21 protein-coding genes and 1 riboswitch are annotated in these 23879 nt (G+C 37.6%); of the genes, 13 read left to right on the top strand and 8 right to left on the bottom strand.

Annotated features, from left to right (window positions below; all coding sequences use genetic code 11):
• The first annotated feature begins 1074 nt into the window (after positions 1 to 1074).
• The 3 genes from uvrB to CZ809_RS12255 all read left to right on the top strand — a co-directional run bounded on the left by uvrB (position 1075) and on the right by CZ809_RS12255 (position 5331).
• Positions 1075 to 3102 (top strand): excinuclease ABC subunit UvrB, encoded by a 2028-nt coding sequence (gene uvrB / locus CZ809_RS12265; protein ID WP_080157921.1) that lies wholly within the window; start codon positions 1075 to 1077, stop codon positions 3100 to 3102.
• Positions 3103 to 3487: 385 nt separating this feature from the next.
• Positions 3488 to 4972 (top strand): quorum-sensing sigma-54 dependent transcriptional regulator LuxO, encoded by a 1485-nt coding sequence (luxO, locus tag CZ809_RS12260; protein ID WP_080157920.1) that lies wholly within the window; start codon positions 3488 to 3490, stop codon positions 4970 to 4972.
• Positions 4972 to 5331, top strand: a complete 360-nt coding sequence (locus CZ809_RS12255) for an Hpt domain-containing protein (protein WP_080157919.1) — start codon at positions 4972 to 4974, stop codon at positions 5329 to 5331. The genes luxO and CZ809_RS12255 overlap by 1 nt, the downstream gene beginning before the upstream one ends.
• On the opposite strand, the gene yvcK is transcribed toward CZ809_RS12255, so the two are convergent.
• From yvcK to CZ809_RS12240, 3 genes are all read right to left on the bottom strand, one after another.
• The gene (gene yvcK / locus CZ809_RS12250; RefSeq protein ID WP_080157918.1) at positions 5293 to 6189 is read right to left on the bottom strand and encodes a uridine diphosphate-N-acetylglucosamine-binding protein YvcK; all 897 of its coding nucleotides are present in this window, start codon (positions 6187 to 6189) and stop codon (positions 5293 to 5295) included. The two genes, CZ809_RS12255 and yvcK, sit on opposite strands and share 39 nt — an antisense overlap.
• A 106-nt stretch (positions 6190 to 6295) precedes the next feature.
• Positions 6296 to 6874 (bottom strand): LON peptidase substrate-binding domain-containing protein, encoded by a 579-nt coding sequence (locus tag CZ809_RS12245; RefSeq protein WP_080157917.1) that lies wholly within the window; start codon positions 6872 to 6874, stop codon positions 6296 to 6298.
• Between the two features lie 193 nt (positions 6875 to 7067).
• Entirely contained in the window at positions 7068 to 7295 is a 228-nt protein-coding gene (locus CZ809_RS12240; RefSeq protein ID WP_080157916.1) for a hypothetical protein, read from the bottom strand.
• Between the two features lie 184 nt (positions 7296 to 7479).
• A riboswitch (molybdenum cofactor riboswitch) is annotated at positions 7480 to 7654 on the top strand.
• Between CZ809_RS12240 and moaA the strand changes: the two genes are divergently transcribed.
• The 10 genes from moaA to oppF all read left to right on the top strand — a co-directional run bounded on the left by moaA (position 7643) and on the right by oppF (position 16708).
• On the top strand, positions 7643 to 8632 hold the full coding sequence (gene moaA, locus CZ809_RS12235; protein ID WP_080157915.1) for a GTP 3',8-cyclase MoaA: 990 nt from the start codon (positions 7643 to 7645) through the stop codon (positions 8630 to 8632). Its footprint overlaps the riboswitch before it by 12 nt.
• 91 nt (positions 8633 to 8723) lie before the next feature.
• Positions 8724 to 9203, top strand: a complete 480-nt coding sequence (gene moaC, locus CZ809_RS12230) for a cyclic pyranopterin monophosphate synthase MoaC (protein ID WP_045027816.1) — start codon at positions 8724 to 8726, stop codon at positions 9201 to 9203.
• Positions 9200 to 9445, top strand: coding sequence for a molybdopterin synthase sulfur carrier subunit (gene moaD / locus CZ809_RS12225; protein ID WP_080157914.1), 246 nt, complete (start codon positions 9200 to 9202; stop codon positions 9443 to 9445). Before moaC ends, moaD begins: the two co-directional genes overlap by 4 nt.
• Before the next feature lies 1 nt (position 9446).
• Complete coding sequence (moaE, locus tag CZ809_RS12220; RefSeq protein WP_080157913.1) at positions 9447 to 9893, top strand: molybdopterin synthase catalytic subunit MoaE; 447 nt, start codon at positions 9447 to 9449, stop codon at positions 9891 to 9893.
• A gap of 523 nt (positions 9894 to 10416) precedes the next feature.
• Entirely contained in the window at positions 10417 to 10578 is a 162-nt protein-coding gene (locus CZ809_RS21270) for a hypothetical protein (RefSeq protein WP_162841603.1), read from the top strand.
• A gap of 468 nt (positions 10579 to 11046) precedes the next feature.
• On the top strand, positions 11047 to 12678 hold the full coding sequence (locus tag CZ809_RS12215) for an ABC transporter substrate-binding protein (protein WP_080157912.1): 1632 nt from the start codon (positions 11047 to 11049) through the stop codon (positions 12676 to 12678).
• 76 nt (positions 12679 to 12754) lie between these two features.
• Positions 12755 to 13675: an oligopeptide ABC transporter permease OppB gene (gene oppB / locus CZ809_RS12210; RefSeq protein ID WP_080157911.1), complete on the top strand. Its 921-nt coding sequence runs from the start codon at positions 12755 to 12757 to the stop codon at positions 13673 to 13675.
• Between the two features lie 16 nt (positions 13676 to 13691).
• Positions 13692 to 14603 carry an oligopeptide ABC transporter permease OppC gene (oppC, locus tag CZ809_RS12205; protein WP_080158160.1) on the top strand — a complete coding sequence of 304 codons (912 nt, stop codon included), beginning with the start codon at positions 13692 to 13694 and terminating at the stop codon, positions 14601 to 14603.
• Between the two features lie 153 nt (positions 14604 to 14756).
• Entirely contained in the window at positions 14757 to 15725 is a 969-nt protein-coding gene (locus CZ809_RS12200; RefSeq protein ID WP_080157910.1) for an ABC transporter ATP-binding protein, read from the top strand.
• Positions 15722 to 16708 carry a murein tripeptide/oligopeptide ABC transporter ATP binding protein OppF gene (gene oppF / locus CZ809_RS12195; protein WP_080157909.1) on the top strand — a complete coding sequence of 329 codons (987 nt, stop codon included), beginning with the start codon at positions 15722 to 15724 and terminating at the stop codon, positions 16706 to 16708. The genes CZ809_RS12200 and oppF overlap by 4 nt, the downstream gene beginning before the upstream one ends.
• 40 nt (positions 16709 to 16748) lie before the next feature.
• Here oppF and CZ809_RS12190 read toward each other — a convergent pair whose 3' ends face one another.
• The 5 genes from CZ809_RS12190 to mnmA all read right to left on the bottom strand — a co-directional run bounded on the left by CZ809_RS12190 (position 16749) and on the right by mnmA (position 23568).
• Entirely contained in the window at positions 16749 to 18239 is a 1491-nt protein-coding gene (locus tag CZ809_RS12190; protein WP_159447950.1) for a sensor domain-containing diguanylate cyclase, read from the bottom strand.
• A gap of 103 nt (positions 18240 to 18342) precedes the next feature.
• Positions 18343 to 19917 carry an EAL domain-containing protein gene (locus CZ809_RS12185; RefSeq protein WP_235865932.1) on the bottom strand — a complete coding sequence of 525 codons (1575 nt, stop codon included), beginning with the start codon at positions 19915 to 19917 and terminating at the stop codon, positions 18343 to 18345.
• A 447-nt stretch (positions 19918 to 20364) separates the two neighbouring features.
• On the bottom strand, positions 20365 to 21732 hold the full coding sequence (gene purB, locus CZ809_RS12180; RefSeq protein WP_080157906.1) for an adenylosuccinate lyase: 1368 nt from the start codon (positions 21730 to 21732) through the stop codon (positions 20365 to 20367).
• An 88-nt stretch (positions 21733 to 21820) separates the two neighbouring features.
• Positions 21821 to 22438, bottom strand: a complete 618-nt coding sequence (gene hflD, locus CZ809_RS12175; RefSeq protein ID WP_080157905.1) for a high frequency lysogenization protein HflD — start codon at positions 22436 to 22438, stop codon at positions 21821 to 21823.
• A gap of 14 nt (positions 22439 to 22452) precedes the next feature.
• Positions 22453 to 23568 (bottom strand): tRNA 2-thiouridine(34) synthase MnmA, encoded by a 1116-nt coding sequence (gene mnmA / locus CZ809_RS12170; RefSeq protein WP_080157904.1) that lies wholly within the window; start codon positions 23566 to 23568, stop codon positions 22453 to 22455.
• Positions 23569 to 23879 lie beyond the last annotated feature (311 nt).

Here is a 23879-nt window from a genome sequence, read left to right as displayed (position 1 = left end):
ATAAGGAGCTAGCCATTTAGGTTAGCTTTTTTTATGGGATAAAAAAAAGACTTGATTTTTAAGAAGTGCCTAACCACTTGGCTTTTTGGTGGTTGTCCACAATTTCTGTGGATAACTATGTTGATGTTAGGGGGTTATTTTGATTGATGTTGATAAGAAATGTAATGAGGGGCTCTATTGTCATAATAATGATGATAAGGAATAACGAGAAAGAAATAGAGATGTAAATATTATAAATAATGAAGAAATATAAAAAATAGTGTGATGATATTGAAAGCAAGCATGTTTGGAAAAGCGGTGGAGAGTATTTAAGTTTGAATGGTTAGTGATCACTCCGTTTATAGTATGGTTATAGAATTGATGGAAAATAAAGCGTTTATTAACGGTAATTTCAATGATAGCCATAGGGTATAAATAAGATAATATAATTAAAGAGTCGTCTAGAGTAAAAAGACATAAAATTTGATGAATAATTTTTTCATATATTATAATTGCTGATTTTAATTATAATTATAATTTAGCTGATATTTATTTACTTTATTGATATTTAACGTTTTTTATTGTTTATTAACATTGTGCATATGCTCGCTTGATAAATTACATCACCATTCATTAATTGTGGTTATTTATATGAGGCGATATATTCATTAGTAGGTATTTATTGTTCTTGTTTTTTTACTTATTATTTTGAGGTATTAAGTATTTCCATATTCATTATTGTTTTCTATCTTTCTACGTAAAAACTAGAAAGAGGTGAGATACTTAATCCAAAAATGATTATATGTGTAAATATCTGTTTTATTTTTAATTCAACATTCGTTGATTTGCTTCAGTAATAAAACGTAAAGTCCAAAGGGGGCCTAGCGTTAACAACCATGTTAATAACTAGGTTGCGGCTTTTGCTGTTAAAATTGGGTTTGGTGTTCAAATTTTAATAAGTAATGTTTTATTACTGAAGCTATTTTTATCCTTTTCCTGCTACCACCACAATTATTGAACTTCACTACACCAGTATTGACATTATTGGGTAGGTGCTCACAATGATACTCAGTATTGTTATTACGGGTAGATGTAATGAGTAAGCTGTTCAGTCTTGTATCTGATTATTCACCAGCGGGCGATCAACCCACGGCCATTGCACAATTGATGGATGGGCTTGATTCTGGTCTTGCACAGCAAACGCTACTTGGGGTTACAGGCTCGGGTAAAACTTTTACGATAGCTAATGTGATTGCTCAAGCTAATCGTCCCACGCTTATTATGGCCCCCAATAAAACCTTAGCAGCTCAGTTATATGGTGAGATGAGAGATTTTTTTCCTGATAATGCCGTAGAGTATTTTGTTTCTTACTACGATTATTACCAGCCTGAGGCTTATGTACCTACCACGGATACATTTATTGAAAAAGACGCCTCCGTTAATGCCCATATTGAACAAATGCGGTTGTCAGCAACCAAAGCATTAATGGAACGGCGCGACGTTATTATTATCGCATCAGTATCGGCTATTTATGGTTTGGGTGATCCGGAATCTTATTTAAAAATGATGTTACATGTACGTCGTGGTGATGTACTCAATCAACGTGACATTCTTCGTCGCTTAGCTGAACTGCAATATAAACGTAATGATGCTGTCTTTGAGCGAGGTACGTTTCGAGTTCGAGGGGAAGTGATTGATATTTTTCCAGCCGAATCAGAAAAAGAAGCGATTCGATTAGAATTATTTGATGATGAAGTTGAAGTTATTTCATCATTTGATCCCTTAACTGGCGCCATTATTCAACGTAATTTAGCCCGTACGACGATTTATCCTAAAACACACTACGTGACACCCAGAGAGAAAATTCTTGAAGCCATCGAAGGGATTAAATTAGAGTTAACCCAGCGTAAGCAACAATTGTTAGATAATAATAAATTGGTTGAAGAACAGCGTATTTCACAGCGAACGCAATTTGATATCGAAATGATGAACGAGCTTGGTTTTTGTTCTGGTATCGAAAACTATTCACGTTATCTCAGTGGTCGTGCTGAGGGTGAGCCGCCACCAACATTATTTGATTATCTTCCTGCCGATGGTTTATTAATTATTGATGAATCACACGTTACTGTGTCTCAAATAGGGGCTATGTTCCGTGGCGATCGCTCTCGTAAAGAAAATCTGGTGGAATATGGTTTTCGATTACCGTCAGCGCTAGACAATCGTCCAATGAAGTTTGAAGAGTTTGAATCTCTAGCACCTCAGACAATTTACGTTTCAGCGACACCAGGTACTTATGAAATTGAAAAATCAGCAGGTGATATTGCTGAGCAAGTGGTACGTCCGACAGGTTTGCTTGATCCTGAAATAGAAGTTCGACCTGTAGCAACACAAGTTGATGATTTACTTTCTGAAATCCACATAAGATCTGCTAAACAAGAGCGAGTGTTAGTGACGACGTTAACTAAGCGGATGTCAGAAGATCTTACTGAATATCTAACTGAACATGGTGTTAAAGTACGTTATCTTCACTCTGATATCGATACGGTTGAACGGGTTGAAATTATTCGTGATTTACGGTTAGGTAAATTTGATGTGTTAGTTGGGATTAACTTACTTCGAGAAGGACTCGATATTCCTGAAGTCTCATTGGTGGCTATTTTAGATGCGGATAAAGAGGGTTTTTTACGTTCAGAACGATCCTTGATTCAAACCATGGGACGAGCTGCACGTAATATTGAAGGTAAGGCTATTTTATATGGTGATCGTATTACTGGTTCTATGGAACGGGCTATTAATGAAACCCAACGTCGCCGTGAAAAACAGATTATATATAACCTTGAGCACAATATTGTTCCTCAAAAATTGAATAAGAAAATTGGTGATTTATTAGAACTGGGTGCGCCGAGTGGAAGAACTAAATCTCGAAATAAAGCCGCTGAGCTACATAAAGTGGCGGAATCAAAAGGGACTTATTCGGTATTAACACCGCAACAATTAGAGCTTGAAATTCAGCGTTTAGAAAAACAAATGTATGATTTTGCACAAAACTTAGAGTTTGAGCAAGCTGCTGAAACGCGGGATAAAATTCATCAATTAAGGCAGCAATTTATTGCTAACAGTTAATTGCTTGTAGCTAATAGTGTATATTTATTGAAATATGCAGATAAAAAAAAAGCCAGCCGAGAAAAAGGTTCGGTTGGCTTCATTGTTAAGTGAAAGAATCCACAACAACGTCAGTTGGCTAGGTTGACCCCTAAGATAAGAGTCATTGTTATAGTTGCATACCCCATGCCAACTTTTTTTTATAGCATCTATCGGCTTTTTTTGTCTGTTTCTAGTGATTGAGTGTCTTTATTTTTCATTATTGATGCGCATAAAACGAATGGTATTCGCAAAATGCAAACCATTCTGCAATTGAATCTGGCATAATATAAAAAAAGTAAATTAGGATCCCACTTTCAATTGTATTGATTACAATTAGATTAAGGAGTTCGTTTTTGGAGGAGCGATGGAAAGCATTACACGACAACGCCAAGTATTAATGGTTGAAGATACCGCGTCAGTGGCTGCCTTATATAAATCTTACTTAAATCCTCTCGGACTCAATGTAAGTATTGTGGGTACCGGTGAAGAAGCATTGCAGTTTATCAAAGGTGTTATTCCAGATTTAATCTTATTAGATCTTCGCTTACCTGATATGACTGGCATGGAAGTCTTACAGTTAGTTCGACAAGATCACGGTAATATTCCTGTTGTTATTATGACAGCTCATGGCTCTATCGATATTGCTGTTGATGCGATTCGACAGGGGGCTCAAGATTTTCTAATTAAGCCTTGTGAGGCAGATCGGTTACGAATAACGGTCAATAATGTATTTAAAGGTAATACTAAATCATTATCTAATACCCCCTCAAAACAATCTGATGGCGCACAATATCAAGGCTTCATTGGTAATAGCTTACCTATGCAAGCTGTTTATCGCGTTATTGAATCTGCGGCATCAAGTAAAGCAACAGTATTTATAACCGGTGAAAGTGGAACGGGAAAAGAAGTCTGTGCTGAAGCTATCCATGCAGCAAGCCCACGTCATGATAAACCGTTTATTGCTTTAAACTGTGCCGCAATTCCTAAAGAACTGATTGAAAGTGAATTATTTGGTCATGTAAAAGGTGCTTTTACGGGGGCATCAACTGAACGTCAAGGAGCTGTTGAGATAGCACATAATGGCACCTTAATGTTAGATGAGCTTTGTGAGATGGATTTGGATTTACAAAGCAAATTATTGCGTTTTATCCAAACCGGCACTTATCAAAAAGTCGGTTCATCTAAAACATGCCATGTTGATGTTCGTTTTGTGTGCGCGACCAATAGAAATCCATGGCAAGAAGTGCAAGAAGGTCGTTTTCGAGAAGACCTTTATTATCGACTCCATGTGATTCCGATCACCTTACCACCATTACGTGATCGTGGTGATGATGTTATTGAAATTGCTCATGCATTATTAGGATTAATGTCATTAGAAGAAGGTAAGAATTTTAGCCGTTTTTCTAAAGAAGTATTGCAGTTATTTGAATCTTATTCTTGGCCGGGAAATGTGCGTGAACTACAAAATATTATTCGTAATATTGTTGTGCTAAATACCGCTGAAGAAGTAACGAAAGAAATGGTGCCGCCACCGATTAATGCTATTTTTGGTGCGGAAATTGCATCTCCCGAATCAGTCTATCCACAACTAAATACGACATTGACACCAACGATAAATACGACATTGACACCAACGATAAATACGTCAAATACATCATTTGTTGACGAAATACAAAAAGATAAAATTGAACCTCTATGGATAGTAGAAAAACGTGCTATTCAATGGGCTATTGATGCTTGTGATGGAAATATTCCTCGTGCTGCAGGGTTATTAGAAGTGAGTCCATCAACAATTTATCGTAAATTACAAACTTGGCAAGAGACGGCGGGTAGTCGGGAGATTGATTAATGGCAATTAATATAAATGCAGAAACATTAAAAAAATTAGCAGATGAAGTCGGGGCAGACACGGTCGCAATCTTGCTTAATGTTTTTAGTGATGAGCTTGAACAGTACTGTCAAAAGCTGTCAAGCCAACCTTCAATAAATCAAATTGGTGATATTAGCCATGCGATTAAAAGCAGTGCCGCAAGTTTTGGTGCTGATGATTTAGCATTAATGGCACAAGAATGTGAATACCGTGTTAGGCAAGGTCAAGATGATTGGATGATTGACCATTTACCTCAATTTAGGCAAATGGTCGCAGGAATGGCAATTGAATATAAACAACTAGCGGGAAGCAATGAGTCTATCAACCGCATGTTTTAATTTGTTACGATCATGACGCCATTCATGATTATTTGACGCTAAATCCAGTACCATCTGCTGATACTTAGGATTGAGTAGTGGTTGATGTACATCTGTGATGATGGTATCAATCTTTCTTCCTGCCATTGCGCGTTCACACCAATGTAGCATCGTTTTAAGGCTCATCTCTCCAGCTGGGCCTTTTTCTTTATCTATATTAGTAATAAAAGCAATTTTAGCCGTGCTGATTTTTAGAGCCTGTTCGATATCCCGCAGTAGTAATACGGGCATAATACTTGTTAGAAAGCTGCCGGGTCCTAATAGAATAATATCTGCTTCCATAATGGCATTTACGGCTTCTTTTGTTGCAGGTACTGCGGGTTCTAAGTAGAGGCGTTTGGGAATTTCAGCTAATTCATCAACACTGGTTTCACCATTAATGATTTGACCGTCATGGGTAATAGCTGCTAAATCAGAAGGGTGTTCAGACATTGGAATGATGAAAGGCTTAACTTTGAGCATATCGCGAATTAAATTAATCGCATCAAGAGGACGAATACAAAGGTTATCTAATGCAGTTAGCATTAAGTTACCTAAATTATGCCCATTAAGTTCGCCATTACCACGGAAGCGGTATTCAAAAATCATAGAACCAATAGACGGCTCAGTAATTAATTGATTAATACAATTACGCATATCGCCCCATGCAATACCACCTTGGCAGGCACGGATACGACCTGTAGAGCCCCCGTTATCTGTTGTAGTGACGACGCCTGTAACCTGTGAGCCATAATCAGATAATGATGATAATACTCGACCTAGTCCGTGACCGCCGCCAATGGCAACAATACGTGTTACTGCTGTACTCTCTGTAGACATAATGTTCGTTCTAATTATTATATTATGAGTATATTTTAACAAAGGATATGCGTTCGTGCATTTATTGGTTAATGCTGATTTCGATATGGATCATATTATTTAAAAATTAATGGTGGGTTTGGATCATGCTCATGAGGTAGTCGCAAGCATAAAGACAATCAGGGCGGTTGAGTAGGGTCTGCTTTTCTTGTGTCGGTACGGGTAGGATTTCAAGCCAACGTTGACACAACCAGCTTAGATTATGGAATTCTTGCTGATGATGTAATTTGTGTAAATCGGGATGTTTATTAAACATTGACTGTAATCGAGTCGATAACAATTGTTGTTCTAGGGTGAGTTCACGTTGGGGCCAGAGTGGTAATTGCTGACAATTCCCCCATATGACATTATTTTCACCTTGCTCTATTTTTGCTATTTTAAACAGATCTTCGCCATAGATGTTTAATTTAATCCGTTGTTTGTTAGGTTCATGGTTAAAGTCTTCAACCGTGACTCGTGTGCCTATATGGCATAAGCGTTGTTGGTTTTTTTTATCGCTAAACATGCAGATACCAATGCCTGTTTTTGATGATAATATAATTTTTAGTGTTGTTGCATCAGTAATGGTCGATAAATAAAGCTGCATCCGTCCTGTCGGCAGGATATGACGTTTTTGAAATAAGAGCGGTATATGTAGCGTTGCCATGATTACACCATTGATGAGATGTCTTTTTTTATAGGCAAGCAAGTCTGGTGCCGAAGTTATAAAAACACACGTCGACAACTAAAGTGATTGATTGTTAAGCAAAAATAACCATCAGGTGTTTATGTTAAAATACCACTTATTAATATTGGGTTTTATTGGTAAGCAAAATAAAAACCATTGTGCCTGTGGCGGTTTATTTTGTTTGATCGATCCATGATTGAACACTGTCGGTCGGTAGCAACTCTAAATGGCCAAATTCATCAAAGTACCATCCTTTTATTAGACCTTTATTGCGCATTTCAATAAAATTACCTAATACTTGCTGGGCTGCTGCACGAGCAGAATCTGAATCAAGGCTTTCTTCTCGTTGCAGATAAAGTGCAATATCATCCAGTGTTGCTGATTCCATTATATTGAACATAAATCCTCCACAATTGACATGATTTTAGCGTTAAATACCTAACTAGTATTGTCGTGTTTCTGCTCGAAAGGTAGAATGTCAGCCTGTTTTTTTCAGTTATTTGTCAATTTTCGAAAAACTCTGATACTTTTAAATAAGAAATGCCGTTGTGTGACATTAATAGTTAATCAACGACTGATGGGCACAACTGCCATAACTCCGAGCTTTTTTCACTAAGTTGCTACGTGCTGTTTGATTGATCCATAAAGGAAATAATCAATAGTCAATAAGTGATTAACGCCAGTGACATAATGTCACCAGGGTTGGTTTAGAAATGAACTGGCCTCCCGCATTTGGAAAGGTGTTCCGTGGCTAAACAATTAGAAGATAGTTTTAATCGTAAATTTTATTACTTACGACTCTCAGTTACAGATGTATGTAACTTCAAATGTACCTATTGCTTGCCAGATGGCTACCAGCCTAAGGATCAGAAGAAACCTTCTTTTTTAACGCTGGACGAAATTCATCGAGTGACAGCGGCTTTTGCTGACTGTGGTACCACTAAAGTGCGTATCACGGGTGGTGAACCGAGTTTGCGTCGTGATTTTACCGATATTATTCGTACTGTCGCGAGTCAGCCGGGTATCACAAAGGTGGCAACCACCACCAATGGCTACCGCATGGCAAAACATGTTCATGAATGGCGTAAAGCTGGATTAACTCATATCAATGTGAGTGTTGATAGCTTAGATCCTAAAATGTTCTACCAAATTACGGGTGAAAATATGTTTCATCAAGTAATGGAAGGCATTGATGCAGCTTTTGATGCTGGTTTTGAACAGGTAAAAATCAATACGGTATTACTAAAAGATCTTAACTCTCAAGAACTGCCAAAGTTTTTAGAATGGATCAAAACTCGCCCAATTCAATTACGTTTTATCGAGTTAATGCAAACCGGTGAAATGGACAGTCTTTTTAGTAAACATCATGTTTCTGGTGTGAGTATTCGTAATCATCTCATCGCTAATGGGTGGTTACTAAAAGTAAAAGATAATAATGATGGCCCTGCACAAGTTTTTTATCACCCTGATTATATCGGTGAAATTGGCCTTATCATGCCGTATGAAAAGAACTTTTGTGAAAGCTGTAATCGTCTTCGTATTTCAGCTAAAGGTAAATTACACCTGTGTCTCTTTGGTGAAGATGGTGTTGAATTACGCGATTTGTTGGCAGACGATAGCCAGCAGCCACAACTTATTGAGCGTATTCAAACCAGTTTAAACACAAAAGCGGTGAGCCACTTCCTTGATGAAGGTAAGACGGGTATGACACCTAATTTGGCGTCTATTGGTGGCTAGATAGTACGAAGAATGATTATAAATAATAAATAAGCAATCGAAATAAGAATTTTAATTGCATTTAAGTTATTGCTTTTATTGGGAATATAGAATGAATCAGTTTACCCATATTAATGCTTCAGGTGAAGCTAACATGGTTGATGTTTCGGCAAAAGCTGAAACAGTACGAGAAGCGCGTGCAGAAGCCTTTGTACACATGGCTCCTGCAACATTAGCATTGATTGTTTCAGGCCAACATCATAAGGGTGATGTGTTTGCGACAGCACGTATTGCCGGTATTCAAGCGGCAAAAAAAACCTGGGATTTAATTCCATTATGTCACCCGCTATTACTGACGAAAGTTGAAGTCCAGTTGCAAGCGATACCGGCTGAAAATAAAGTTCGCATTGAATCTTGCTGTAAGCTTGCAGGTAAAACGGGTGTCGAAATGGAAGCATTAACGGCAGCATCTGTTGCTGCATTAACCATTTATGATATGTGTAAAGCGGTTCAAAAAGACATGGTTATTAGTCAAGTACGATTACTTGAAAAAACGGGCGGTAAATCTGGTCACTTTAAGGCAGAAGCATGATTAATGTATTGTTTTTCGCTCAAATTAAAGAGTTAGTGGGTGTTGATAAGATTGAAGTTGCTGCGGAATTTGCAACAGCAGATGATTTACGTCAAGCCTTGTTAAGTCGTGGTGACAAATGGCAGTTAGCATTAGAATCAGGCAAATTATTGGTTGCAGTTAATCAAACAATTTGTCACTTAGATACTGCGATAAAAGATGGTGATGAAGTCGCTTTCTTTCCACCCGTTACTGGGGGTTAATATGATTTCAGTACAACACGATGATTTTTCTGTTGCTGATGAGTACGCCAAACTAGCTGAAGGTAATGAAGCTGGGGCAGTTGTTACGTTTATTGGTAAAGTACGTGACTTTAACCAAGGCGATGCTGTTACTGGGTTATCTTTAGAACATTATCCTGGTATGACAGAAAAAGCCCTCCAAGAAATTATTGTGCAAGCACGTAGCCGTTGGCCATTATTACAAACACGTGTGATTCACCGTGTGGGTGATCTTGATTTGGGTGATCAAATTGTCTTTGTTGGTGTAACAAGCGCTCACCGTGGTGCTGCATTTGAAGCTTGCGAATTTATTATGGATTACTTGAAAACCAAAGCACCGTTTTGGAAAAAAGAGCAAACACCATTAGAAAGTCGTTGGGTAGATGCGCGAGAAACTGACAATTCTGCCGCTGATAGATGGTCAGAATAAGATTTTGATTGATATAGAAAAGGAGCTAATTTTAGCTCCTTTTTTTATAGGTAGATATTAACGAAAAAGATTATTTTTTATTTTTATTCTTATCTCGATTTGCCGTGGTAGTTGGAACGTAACTCGTGCGAAAACGGGATGGACTTGGTCGTGAAATGCAGCCTGTAGGTCTCATAATTTTACTCTTATTCTCACCGTATGAAATGACAGAGGTATTACTAAGAAATTGACGTTGGTACAGGATATATTTCTTAGTGGCTAAATAGTAGCGGGCTTATTGGCTAAATTATAGGATCCTTACCAGCTTATGATGTTGTTTGCTAAAATAATCTATCTGTTATCTTTTTAAGATCCTTTTGTTATAAATAAGCAACAATAAGGTAAATTAGCCAGTGAAGTTGCTATTTATGTGCCATATTTAAAAGGTGAAGATTAAGCGTAAGAGTTTTTGGCTGGTATAAGACCAAGCAGTGAAGAGGCAGTAACGGTCTACTAGCATCATTTAACAGCGGAGAGGTTAATAATGCATAAACGTATACCTTGTAAAAGAATCAAGCAGATGATGGCTGATATTGGCATGGATGATAATAACCACGATAACGAAGAGCCGTTATTACTCGAACAAAAAGAACAAGCCGTGAGTCAAGACAAGCAGCTGATTGAACTAGACAGTCAAAATAAGTAAATATTATGCGGTATTATTATAGAAAGGCATTACTTAGGTAGTGCCTTTTTTTATGTTTCTTTTTGTCTTTAGTTTGTAATGCTAGTGTTTGTTTTATGCTCGGTAATGCTGGGTTTCAGTGGTTTTTTATTCTGATTCTGAATTGATGTACAAATTATAACCTTAAAAAAGGCCAAATGAGCCATTTTTACTAATATTAATAGCTTTAACCTTAATGATTATAGGTGTAATAAACTATAAATGTGAGATTGATCTAGTTAATGTTGGTGGTTGTTAACCAAATGTGTAGTATGAAATGTGTTTTATTTGTCTGTTTGTGGCAAATTAATATAACTCCTGTTAATGTTTTAGACAATTCTTCGGTTTGATAGTTGTTCTCTAGGATTGAGAATAACTATTTTGTCAGTAATCAATATGACCGGCTGAAAATGTCATGGACGTTATAAATTGATGTATTGGAGTTAATGCATGTATAAGAATAAAATTACCCAAGCTTTGTTACTTGGTGCTGGCCTCGCTGTTGCCCTTCCTTCTTTTTCAATTTTTGCAGCACAAGTTCCCACTGAAGTTAAATTGGCCGATACACAAGAGTTAGTTCGTGCGAATGGCACTGAACCTGAATCTCTTGATCCACAAAAAGTATCAGGTGTTCCTGAATCAAATGTTATTCGTGATTTACTTGAAGGGTTAGTTAATCAAGATGCCGATGGTAATCTGGTTGCTGGTGTCGCAAAATCATGGCAGACAACGGATAACAAAACTTGGATTTTTAATCTACGCGACGATGCTAAATGGTCAAATGGTGATCCCGTAACCGCTGACGATTTTGTCTATACATGGCGTCGTCTTGCAGATCCTAAAACGGCATCACCTTATGCGTCGTATCTTGATATGACGACCATGGCAAATGCGACAGATATTATTGCAGGTAAGAAATTACCCGCAACATTAGGTGTTGAAGCTGTTGATGCTCATACCTTAAAAGTAACGCTAGATAAGCCATTATCTTATTTTGCATCAATGCTTGTGCATACCTCAATGAAACCTGTTAATAAAAAGGCAGTTGAAAAATTTGGTGATCAGTGGACGAAAGTGGGTAACTACGTATCAAATGGTGCTTATCAGTTAGATCAGTGGGTTGTAAACGAGCGTATTGTATTAACCCGCAATAATAATTATTGGAATAATAAAGAGACGGTAATTAACCAAGTTACATTTTTACCGATTGAAAACCAAGTTGCTGCAATGAACCGTTTCCTTGCTGGTGAAGTCGATATGACTTACGAAATGCCCAATGAGCATTTCAAGCGTTTAACCAAAGATTATCCGCAAGATGTTAAAGTAACCCCTTATTTATGCTCTTATTATTATGAGTTCAATACTGCACGTAAGCCGTTTGATAATGGCGATGTACGTAAAGCGTTATCGTACGCCATTGACCGTGATGTATTGGCGAAATTTATCGTGGGTAAAGGAGAAACACCTGCATATAACTTTACGCCATTAGCAACTAATGGCCTTGATGTTGAGATGCCGGATTACGCTAAATTAAATCAAAAGCAACGCCTAGAAAAAGCCAAAGCATTATTAGCAGCTGCGGGCTATAACCAGAATAATCCACTGACATTTAAAGTGTTATATAACACTTCTGAGAACCATAAAAAGATTGCTGTTGCGATTGCATCAATGTGGAAAAAAGGATTGGGTGTTGAAGCACAACTTGAAAACCAAGAGTGGAAAAGTTATTTAGACAGTAAACGCCAAGGCAACTTTGATGTTTCTCGTGCGGGTTGGTGTGGCGATTATAATGAAGCCTCAACCTTCTTAGCGATTATGCGTACAGGCCACTCACAGAACTACCCTAAATATGCTAGCGTTGATTATGACAAAGCGATTGATGATGCCATTCTTGCCCCAACAGCGGCTGAGCGTGCAGCAGATTATAAACGTGCAGAAGCAAGTTTAGCGCAAGATATGCCAATTATGCCTATTTATCACTACGTTAATGCGCGATTAGTGAATCCACAATTAGGCGGTTATCCAATGAAGAATGCAGAAGATAATATCTACTCTAAAGATCTGTATTTCATCGCTAAATAATTTTTTCATAATAATAATTAGCTGCCTTTGATAATAAAGGCAGCCTTCGCTTGCACAACTAATACGGTAGCTTTATATGATTAAATTCATTGCTAAAAGGATTTTTGAAGCGATACCGACACTGTTGGTATTGATCACTATCTCATTTTTTTTAATGCGCTTCGCTCCCGGTAACCCCTTTACTTCAGATCGCCCTTTACCGCCGGAAGTTCTTGCTAATATCGAAGCAAAATATGGTCTAGATAAACCTGTATTTGAACAATATACGACATATTTAGGCAATATTGTTCAAGGTGACTTTGGTCCATCATTCAAATATAAAGATTTTACAGTTAACGAATTAGTGTCTAAAGCGTTACCTGTATCAGCAAAAATAGGCTTTTTTGCTTTTATTTTTGCATTAGTTATGGGGGTATCTGTTGGTACTCTGGCTGCGTTAAAACAGAATACATGGCTTGATTACACCATTATGTCCACCGCAATGGCGGGGGTAGTGATGCCTTCCTTTATTCTCGCTCCTGTTTTGATTTATATCTTTGCCATTAATTTACAATGGTTACCTGCTGGTGGCTGGCAAGATGGATCGTTTAAGTTCGTTATTCTGCCAATGCTAGGTATGGCGCTATTGTATGTAGCAACCTTCGCGCGTATTACGCGTGGCAGTATGATTGAAACCTTAAACAGTAATTTTATTCGTACTGCACGTGCGAAGGGATTGAGCTATCGCCACATTATTTTAAAGCATGCATTACGTCCAGCATTGTTGCCCGTGGTGTCATACATGGGGCCGGCCTTTGTCGGTATTATTACAGGCTCGGTTGTGATTGAAACGATTTTTGGTTTGCCTGGTATTGGTAAGTTGTTTGTTAATGCAGCTTTTAATCGTGATTATTCATTAGTGCTAGGGGTTACGATTTTGATTGGTTCGTTAACGATTATCTTCAATGCCATTGTTGATATCGTGTTAGCGATGATCGATCCTAAAATTCGTTATTAAGAGGCTGATAATTATGATTTTAACAAAAAAAGATAATGTCGAGGCTCTTGAGAAATTTTCTGAAAACCTTGAAATAGAAGGCCGTAGCTTATGGCAAGATGCTCGCTCACGTTTCTTTCGTAACAAGGCAGCAATGGTCTCATTAGTGATTTTAGGTTTAATTACACTGGCGGTAATTTTTGGTCCGATGGTCAGTCAATATGCGTTTGATGATACCGATTGGTATGCGTTGCATGCTGCGCCATCATTAGGGGCTGAAGGACATTTTTTTGGAACGGATAGTCTGGGGCGTGATCTTTATACACGTACTTTAGTTGGTGGTCGTATTTCACTGATGGTAGGACTATTAGGTGCTTTAGTTGCGGTGATTATTGGTACGCTTTATGGTGCCGCATCAGGGTTTATTGGTGGTAAAACTGATCGGGTCATGATGCGTATTTTGGAAATATTGTATTCGATTCCGTTTATGTTTTTTGTGATTGTATTAGTGACCTTTTTTGGTCGTAACATCATGCTGATCTTTATCGCTATTGGTGCCATTTCTTGGCTGGATATGGCGCGTATTGTACGTGGTCAGACGTTGTCATTACGAGGTAAAGAGTTTATTGAGGCTGCACATGTTTGTGGTGTTAGCCGCTGGAGAATTATAACCCGTCATATTGTGCCAAACGTGCTCGGTATTGTCGCCGTTTATTCAACATTATTAGTACCCGCTATGATTTTGACCGAATCGTTCTTAAGTTTCCTCGGACTTGGGGTGCAAGAACCGATGACCAGCTGGGGGGCATTATTAAATGAAGGCTCACAAACAATGGAAGTCGCTATTTGGCAGCTCTTATTCCCCGCGGGATTTATGGTGATCACCTTGTTCTGTTTTAACTATGTTGGTGATGGTTTACGTGACGCGTTAGATCCTAAAGATAGATAAAAATAAGCAGCGACCTATTTTATTAATCATAGCAGCGGTGATTGAACAGTACTATGAAGCTAATAAAGTAGGTATCGCCAATATCATTCACTTGATAATAAATAATAACCGAAGCGAATGTACGGTGCTTATTGTTGATAACAAGGAAGTAGTATGAGTTTGTTAGAAATTAAAGATTTACGAGTAGAATTTACCACGCCAGATGGCAATGTTACTGCGGTAAATGATCTTAATTTTTCATTAGAGCAAGGTCAAACCTTAGGTATTGTAGGTGAATCAGGTTCAGGTAAAAGCCAAACTGTATTTGCAATCATGGGTTTATTAGCCAAGAACGGCATTATCAGTGGCAGCGCTAAATTTGAAGGTCGCGAGATTTTAAATTTACCCGAAAAAGAATTAAATCGTATTCGAGCAGAACAAATAGCAATGATTTTCCAAGATCCAATGACGTCATTAAATCCTTATATGAAGGTTAGTGAACAGTTAATGGAAGTACTAATGCTGCATAAAGGCATGAGCAGATCTCAAGCGTTTGAAGAATCCGTAAGAATGTTGGATGCAGTTAAAATTCCAGAAGCGCGTCAGCGTATTACTATGTATCCCCATGAGTTTTCTGGTGGTATGCGTCAACGGGTTATGATTGCAATGGCGTTATTATGTCGTCCTAAGTTGTTGATTGCTGATGAACCGACAACAGCACTTGATGTAACCGTTCAAGCTCAGATTATGACATTATTAAACGATCTCAAATCTGATTTTAATACCTCGATCATTATGATCACCCATGATCTTGGTGTGGTCGCTGGCAGCTGTGACAAAGTGTTAGTGATGTATGCCGGACGGACGATGGAATATGGTGATATCAATGATATTTTTTATCGTCCGAGCCATCCATATACCGAAGGGTTGTTACGCGCCATTCCTCGTTTGGATACCGAAGGTGACGATTTACCAACGATTCCGGGGAACCCACCTAACTTATTATCCTTGCCTGTTGGATGTCCATATCAAGAACGTTGCCATCGTGTATTGCCGCGTTGTAAGCAAGAATCACCAATATTAATGCCATTTGCACACGATAGATTACGTGCTTGTTTTGCTGATATGGGAGCACAGTCATGAAGACGGAAAAGAAATTATTATTGGATATTACCAATCTTAAAGTCCATTTTAGTATTGCGTCTAAATTAGCATGGCCTTGGAGTCAACCAACCAAATTAAAAGCGGTTGATGGTATTAATGTTAGTGTTTATGAAGGTGAAACGTTAGGTGTTGTTGGCGAATCAGGTTGTGGTAAATCAACATTTGCTCGCGCGATTATTGGTTTGGTCGAAGCGACGGATGGTCAAGTCGTATGGCTAGGACAAGATCTTACAAAGTTAAATCACAGCGCTCGACGTGAAACTCGCAAACAGATTCAGATGATTTTTCAAGATCCATTAGCATCATTAAATCCGCGTATGACCGTTGGCGAAATTATTGCCGAGCCATTAAAAGCATTTTACAGCCAATTATCAGCTGAAGAAATCAAACAACAAGTACAAGCAATGATGACCAAAGTCGGACTATTACCGAACGTAATCAATCGTTATCCTCATGAATTTTCTGGCGGACAATGTCAACGAATTGGTATTGCACGTGCGTTGATTTTAAAGCCTAAAATGATTATTTGTGATGAGCCAGTATCAGCCCTTGATGTTTCTATTCAAGCGCAAGTGGTGAATTTACTTAAGTCGTTGCAAAAAGAAATGGGACTAAGTTTAATATTTATCGCCCATGATTTGTCGGTTGTTAAACATATTTCTGATCGAGTATTGGTAATGTATCTAGGTAATGCGGTTGAGATGGGAGACAGTAAAGCTCTGTTTGCTAACCCTCAGCATCCTTATACTAAGGCCTTAATGTCGGCGGTGCCGATCCCTGATCCACAGTTAGAGCGTAATAAACATATTGAGCTGTTAGAAGGCGATTTACCATCACCGATGAACCCACCATCAGGCTGTGTCTTCCGTACCCGTTGCCCTAAAGCTGTTGCCCATTGTGCGAAAGAAAAACCGGTATTAGTAGGTACTCACCAACATGCAGTTTCGTGCCTACAGATTTAATGGCTAAAAGATGAGTAACGTTTCAATTATTTATTGAGCGTTACTCTTTTTTTTGAAAAGACGGTGGAGATTTAAATACATAATTATTTAGCTGCTGTTGCAGTGCTTTTCTATTTTCAGCTTTATTTTCTTTATTTTTATACAAAGTTTTATCAGCTCGAATTAAAGCATCATGTAAATTTTCATTTGGCTTAATTACCGTACAACCAGTAGAAATCGCTACTTTTATATGATAATGACAAAAATAGCCGCTAAAAATAGCTAATTCTAAGCGATCTGCCATTAATAATGCTTGTTCTAAATCGGCATTGGGCAAAATAATACAAAATTCATCACCCCCGAGTCGAATACAAATATCACTGTCTCGTGTCATATCATCAATGGTTGATGAAATATGTTTCAGTGCTAAGTCACCAATATCATGTCCATAAGTATCATTAATTGTTTTAAAATCATTGGCATCAAAAACAATCATTGAAATTGGTTTATCGATTGCTCTATTTTCTTCTAGTGTTTTTTTGATAACAGTATCAAGAATTCGACGGTTAAATAATCCCGTTAATTGATCTGTATATGCCTCTAATTGATAATACTGTTTTTGAGATTTGTATTTTCTTAATGTGGCATTCATATAATTAAGTGCGATCAAAATAAGTAACCCGAAAGTCAGAATTTGAACAGCAAAAGTAATAAAAATTGTTGATGAGATATTCGCGTGTATCAGAATATTATTACTTAAACGGGTGTAGACCTGTATTGATGGTAATAGTGTATGGTTATATCCCTTAAAAATATCAATCCTCTTTTTCTTATTAACATCATAAAGATATAAATTTAATGAAGATTTTAATTTATTAGGTAAGGTGATTGACGATAGTAATGATTTAACTGGAATATCAACCCCAATATCACCGACGACCTGATCTTTATTATAAACGGGTGATTTAATCGTAATAACCATTCGGTTAGAGAAAAAATCAAGGTAAGGCGCCGTATAATAAAAGCCATTATATAGTGATGTTACAGGTTGAGATTCAGAACGCTGATCTTTATATTTTGGCGACGAGAAAAATTCTCTTGTGGCATTAAAATTAATAGCATTGGATTTTGATGATAGATAAAAATATTCCAATGTATGAGAAATATAATAGTAATTATAGGTGATCGAATGATGTTGTTGCTCAGCCCATAGATCATCAAGCAGAGCAAAAATATGGGTATCATTTTGAATGTGCTTATTTGGCTTCCCTGGACCAAGTAACGTGCCATTAAGCAGATTATCGGGATAAATACCCCGATTGAAGCCAAATTCTTTTAATTTTGGGTAATAATGTATTGTAACTAAAGCCTGTAATTGTTGGTTTTTTAGGTCGTTAATAGCTTTTGTTACCGTACTGGCATAACGTTGATTTCGAAATGCTAACGTATTCATTGCATTTTTTATTTGATTCAAATTTTCTTGCACGTATAGCTGTGTTTCATGAATATCATTACGGATACTGATAGTAACTAAACCTGCCAGTATCAACATATTACATAAAATAATAACTATTTTTTTGACGAATTTATTTTCGAAAATAAAGTGGTTAAACTTCCGTTCAGAATCGTTTTTTTTAAATATATGATGTTCTATTTTAGACATTGAAGTGTTTATCGTTAATTAACAAGTCAAATGGCATTGGTTTGCTATATAAAAAACCTTGATGATAACGAATGCCAATATCAAGTAAAATTTCAGCCTGCTGTTGTGTTTCAATCCCTTCTGCAATTATTTCTACTTCTGCTTGTTCCGCAAATGCAGCTAATGATTTAATAATAGTATTTGCGTTTGATGAACCAATATCAGCAATAAATACTTTATCAATTTTAATGGTTGTCGCTTGTAATCTTTGTAGAGACAACAAGTCACAGTGGCCATTACCGACATCATCAAGCTTAATTTGAACTCCCATAGCATTGAGTTTCTGACAGTTTTTTTCTGCTTGCTCAATATTATCAATTGGAGAGCGTTCTGTGAGCTCAAAAGCAATGTTATGAGGTGCAATGTGGTAGTGAGCCAGAGCTGAACGCGTAATATCAATGAGCTCTGGATCTTGTAGTACACTGGCGCTGATATTAATGCTGAAGTAGTAAGGCAGTGTTTTGCCATGTAAGGCTTCTAGCTTATGAATATCACGCGCAACAGTATTAATTAATTGAAAAGTTAGCGGTGTAATGACACCGTTCGTTTCACATTGAGGAATAAATTCATCAGGTAGAATAACTTTACCTTTTTTAGTCTCCCAACGAATTAAGACTTCATAGCCACATGTTAAATGCTTTTCTGCATCAATAATGGGCTGATAGTAAGGTACTAAATGATTTTGTTTAATCGCATTGAGTATCAAGTATTTAATAATACTTGTGCTGCGATAGCGACGATATAACATTATTAAGACAATAAAAATTAACCCGCTTAATACCAGCAATAAAAATGGTTTTATGCGTGCACGATAGTCTGTAATTACTTGAGGTGTAATATAATATGTTATTGATGCCTTTTTATAAAAAGGCCTCGATATAATAGGTTCCATTGCGTTTTTTAGTTGCTGATCATTTACTGCTGGTTGTTTGAACAGAGCTTTTGATGCATTTTCAGTATTACTGGTATACAACGTAATACCATCATGCTCTATCGTTTGGACCCAACAATTATCACAAGTATTAACTAATAAAGCATCGATAGGTTGTTTTTCAATATCAACAGTAATTACGCCACCAACAACCTTTTTACTATATTGAAGAATTGATTCACTATTATTTGCATTTGCTACCATGGCAAGATCATTATTCAATTGAATCTTTTTGATTGGAGAACCATACATCTGACTTAAATTGGTCCGATCGCCACAGATTTTACCTGAATTAGTGGTAAGGCTAATATTACGAATATTTGATGAATAATAGCTTGCTCGTTCAAGCTCTGATATATCTTCATTATCACAGGTATAAGACAGATGATATTGTAGATTATCAAGTAGAATAGCAGTGGATTGAATGCTTTGTAAGTAGTTATTACTTCGCTTATATTCAAATGATTCAAGATTATATTTAAATAATTGGCGACCAACTGATTGTGAAGTAAGTGCTAACGTCACGAAACCTATAGCGAGAAATAACATTATTAATACAATGCTATATAACGAGATTGAAGGACGTCTGATAGTCACGATGAAAGAACTCCACTATTTTTATATTTTAATTATCATAAGCAAAATAGCAAAAACAGATCCAAGATGCTCCTGAAGAGTTATGAAAACAATAAAAACATAAACTATGCATTATTTATTATTTTTTATATAACACTAAGGTATTGTTTTATCGTTCAATGAATATGAACTTAGGTAGGTATGCACATTGCGAATGCGTTAATATTATATTTTGTAGGAATTTTCATTGCTGTTATTATTATTTTATATTCCTTATTGTTATTTATAAATAATAGTCATACAAATGTTCATCATAACTATTACTATTAATTAACGCAGAGAAGTATAAGCTAAGATAATAGTGATATCGTCAACAAACCGTCAATAAATTATCAGTGTAGCGTTAATAAAAAGGACGTTATCAAATAACGTCCTTATATTATTAACTCTATTTGTAATAGCGGTAATTTATAGCTTATCTGTTAATTTAACTGCATCACCAATATAGTTAGCAGGGGTTAACATTTTAAGACGTGCTTTTTCATGCTCAGGTAATTCTAAACCATCAATGAATGTGCGCATACCTTCGCCATCAACACGCTTACCACGAGTCAACTCTTTTAGCTTCTCGTAAGGTTTTTCAATGCCGTAACGACGCATAACTGTTTGAACTGGCTCTGCAAGCACTTCCCAATTACGGTCTAACTCAGCAGCAAGTGCATCTTGGTTAAGTTCAAGCTTACTAATACCTTTAAGTGTTGATGTGTATGCAATGATTGCATAGCCACAACCTACACCTAGGTTACGTAAAACAGTAGAGTCTGTTAGGTCACGCTGCCAACGAGAAACTGGTAGCTTCTGTGCTAAGTGACCAAAGATAGCATTAGCTAGGCCAAGGTTACCTTCTGAGTTTTCAAAATCGATTGGGTTAACTTTGTGTGGCATGGTAGAAGAACCAATTTCGCCAGCAATGGTTTTTTGCTTAAAGTGACCTAAAGCAATATAACCCCAAATGTCACGATCGAAGTCAAGCAAGATAGTATTGAAGCGAGCAAACGCATCAAATAATTCTGCAATGTAATCATGCGGTTCGATTTGTGTGGTGTAAGGGTTGAAAGTAATCCCTAATGCCGTCACAAACTCTTCGCTGTATTGATGCCAATCGATATCAGGGTAAGCAGATAGGTGAGCGTTGTAGTTACCTACGGCACCATTGATCTTACCTAGAATTTCAACGTTTTCGATTTGCTTATATTGACGCTCCATGCGGTACGCCACGTTTGCCATTTCTTTACCCATTGTTGATGGAGAAGCTGGCTGGCCGTGAGTACGGGTAAGCATTGGAACATCACGGAATTGATTAGCAAGCGCTTTAATCGCATCAATAACGTTACGTACTTCTGGTAGCATTACTTTTTCACGAGCTTCAGTCAGCATCAGCGCATGAGAAAGGTTATTGATATCTTCTGAAGTACATGCAAAGTGGATGAATTCATTAACCGCATGGAGCTCAGGTAATTCAGCTACTTTTTCTTTTAGAAAGTATTCAACCGCTTTTACATCGTGGTTTGTTGTACGCTCAATCGTTTTAATACGTAGTGCATCTTGTTCACTAAACTCAGCTGCAATACGATCTAAGAATGCATTTGCTTCAGCGCTGAATGCAGGAACTTCCACGATAGCATCAGTAGCGGCTAATTTTTGTAACCAACGGATCTCAACGATAGTACGGTATTTTAGTAAACCGAACTCACTAAAAATACTGCGTAATACGCTTGTTTTGCTTCCGTAGCGGCCGTCTACTGGGGAAACAGCTGTCAGTGCTGACAGTTCCATGTTGATCTCTCCTGGTTTATGAGGGTTAAAACAAAATTAATATTCAGCCTGATTTATCAGGCTGAATTGAAGTTAGCAATGCGTTAACTTAGTTTCGAGCGAGCAAAATTTTTGCTTGTTCTAGCATTTGCTTACGACCAAATAATAAATGACGGCGTTTACCACCGACTTGGCTCCAAAGAACAGCACTACGAACGGCTGCAAGTAATAATGCACGAACACGATGCTGAACATGAGGCAATTGTAATTGCGCTGGCGTACCAGATACTTGAATACGAGGTCCTAATGGGCTGATAATATCCAAATAAATACTGGCAATATTACTCAACATTTGTTCGTCAAGTAGTTCAAAATGGACCGTTTGGCGTTTCAATGTGTCAACACGATCACTCAGTTGTGCCATGCTATCGCGACGAGCCGATAGTTTACGTTCCAGTGCCATAACACCTACAAGGTATCGTGTTATTTCACTGCCAGATGATGAACCATCAATATCACGCACCATAGCTTCTAAGCCAATACGTAGATCAGCTTCGCTGCCGTAGACACCGACGGTGTTGGCTGGATCTGTTGCCATAATGCTATTGAGCATTGTGCTTAATGCTGCTGAATCGCAATTGCCATTACGGGCAACATCTTGAACTAATTTGACTGCTTGGCACATACCTGCAAACGCAATCGTTCGATCATAAATAGAGTAAGCCACGCGCAAAAACTCCTTTAAATTCGCTCTTCAATAATGCCGCCACCAAGACAGATTTCACCGTTATAGAACACGGCTGATTGTCCAGGTGTGACTGCAATTTGAGGCTCATCAAAAATTACTTTAATAGTTTCATCATCCATTGGGATGATAGTACAAGGAAGATCTTGCTGACGGTAACGGGTTTTTACCGTACATGCCATGGTCTCGCGAATAGGTTGACGATCAACCCAATGCAACTGAGAGGCAATCAAACCGTTTGATTTTAAACGAGGGTGATCTTTACCTTGACCAACAATTAGCACATTACGCTCTAGATCTTTATCAACGACATACCATGCATCTTCAAGGCCATTACCGCCTTTTTGACCACCAATATGTAAGCCTTTACGTTGACCTAATGTGTGGTACATCAAGCCTTGATGTTCACCGATAACAAGGCCTGTATCTGCAACTTCAATTTTACCCGGTTGAGCGGGTAGGTATTTACCTAAAAACTCAGTAAATTTACGCTCACCAATAAAACAAATGCCAGTTGAATCTTTTTTCTTTGCCGTGATCAAGCCTTGCTCTTCGGCAATACGACGTACTTCCGGTTTTTCGAGCTCACCAACAGGGAATAAACTGCGTGCAATTTGCTCATAACCTAACGTGTATAGGAAGTAGCTTTGATCTTTGTTGTTATCGACACCACGCAACATTTGAGGTTTTTCACCTTCAACTGTTGGGAAACTACGACGGGTATAGTGACCCATTGCAATATAGTCAGCTGCTAGCACTTCATCAGCAAATTCGAGGAAGGCTTTAAATTTGATTTCTTTGTTGCACAGAATATCTGGGTTTGGCGTACGACCCGCTTTATATTCAGCAAGGAAGTATTCAAACACGTTATCCCAGTATTCCGCTGCAAAGTTAATGGTATGCAGCGTAATACCAAGTTTGTCACATACCGCTTGTGCATCAGCGAGATCTTCTGCAGCAGAGCAATATTCGTCGTTATCGTCTTCTTCCCAGTTTTTCATAAACAAGCCTTCAACTTGATAACCTTGTTGAAGGAGCAGGTAAGCGGATACCGATGAATCTACGCCGCCGGACATGCCGACAATGACTTTCTTTTGGCTGTTATCAGACATATTTCTCTACTGTCGCTAATTTAGTGTTAAGAGCGTAATTCTAACAGAAACCCTGCGCCTGAAACAGATCGAGAGCAGAATCACACTTCAATAAATAGTGATTAACGATAGTAACGGTATAAATAAAACTCAAGGTAATAAAAAAAAACATTTAAAAACGGAGGTATAGATAAAAAAAGGCCATGATTCCTTATTATTACGATCTTGATACTATTAAATAGCAAACGTTTGCTATTTGTCGCAATCATAGTAGATGTAACTAAAAATGTGTAGTTTTTTGTTGAGGAAAATAGTTTTCAGGTATTGATGGG

This window comes from Photobacterium piscicola (assembly GCF_900166965.1).
Lineage (GTDB): Bacteria > Pseudomonadota > Gammaproteobacteria > Enterobacterales > Vibrionaceae > Photobacterium > Photobacterium piscicola.
Note: the sequence above shows the minus strand (reverse complement) of the source record. Positions and strands in the feature narration are given on the sequence as shown.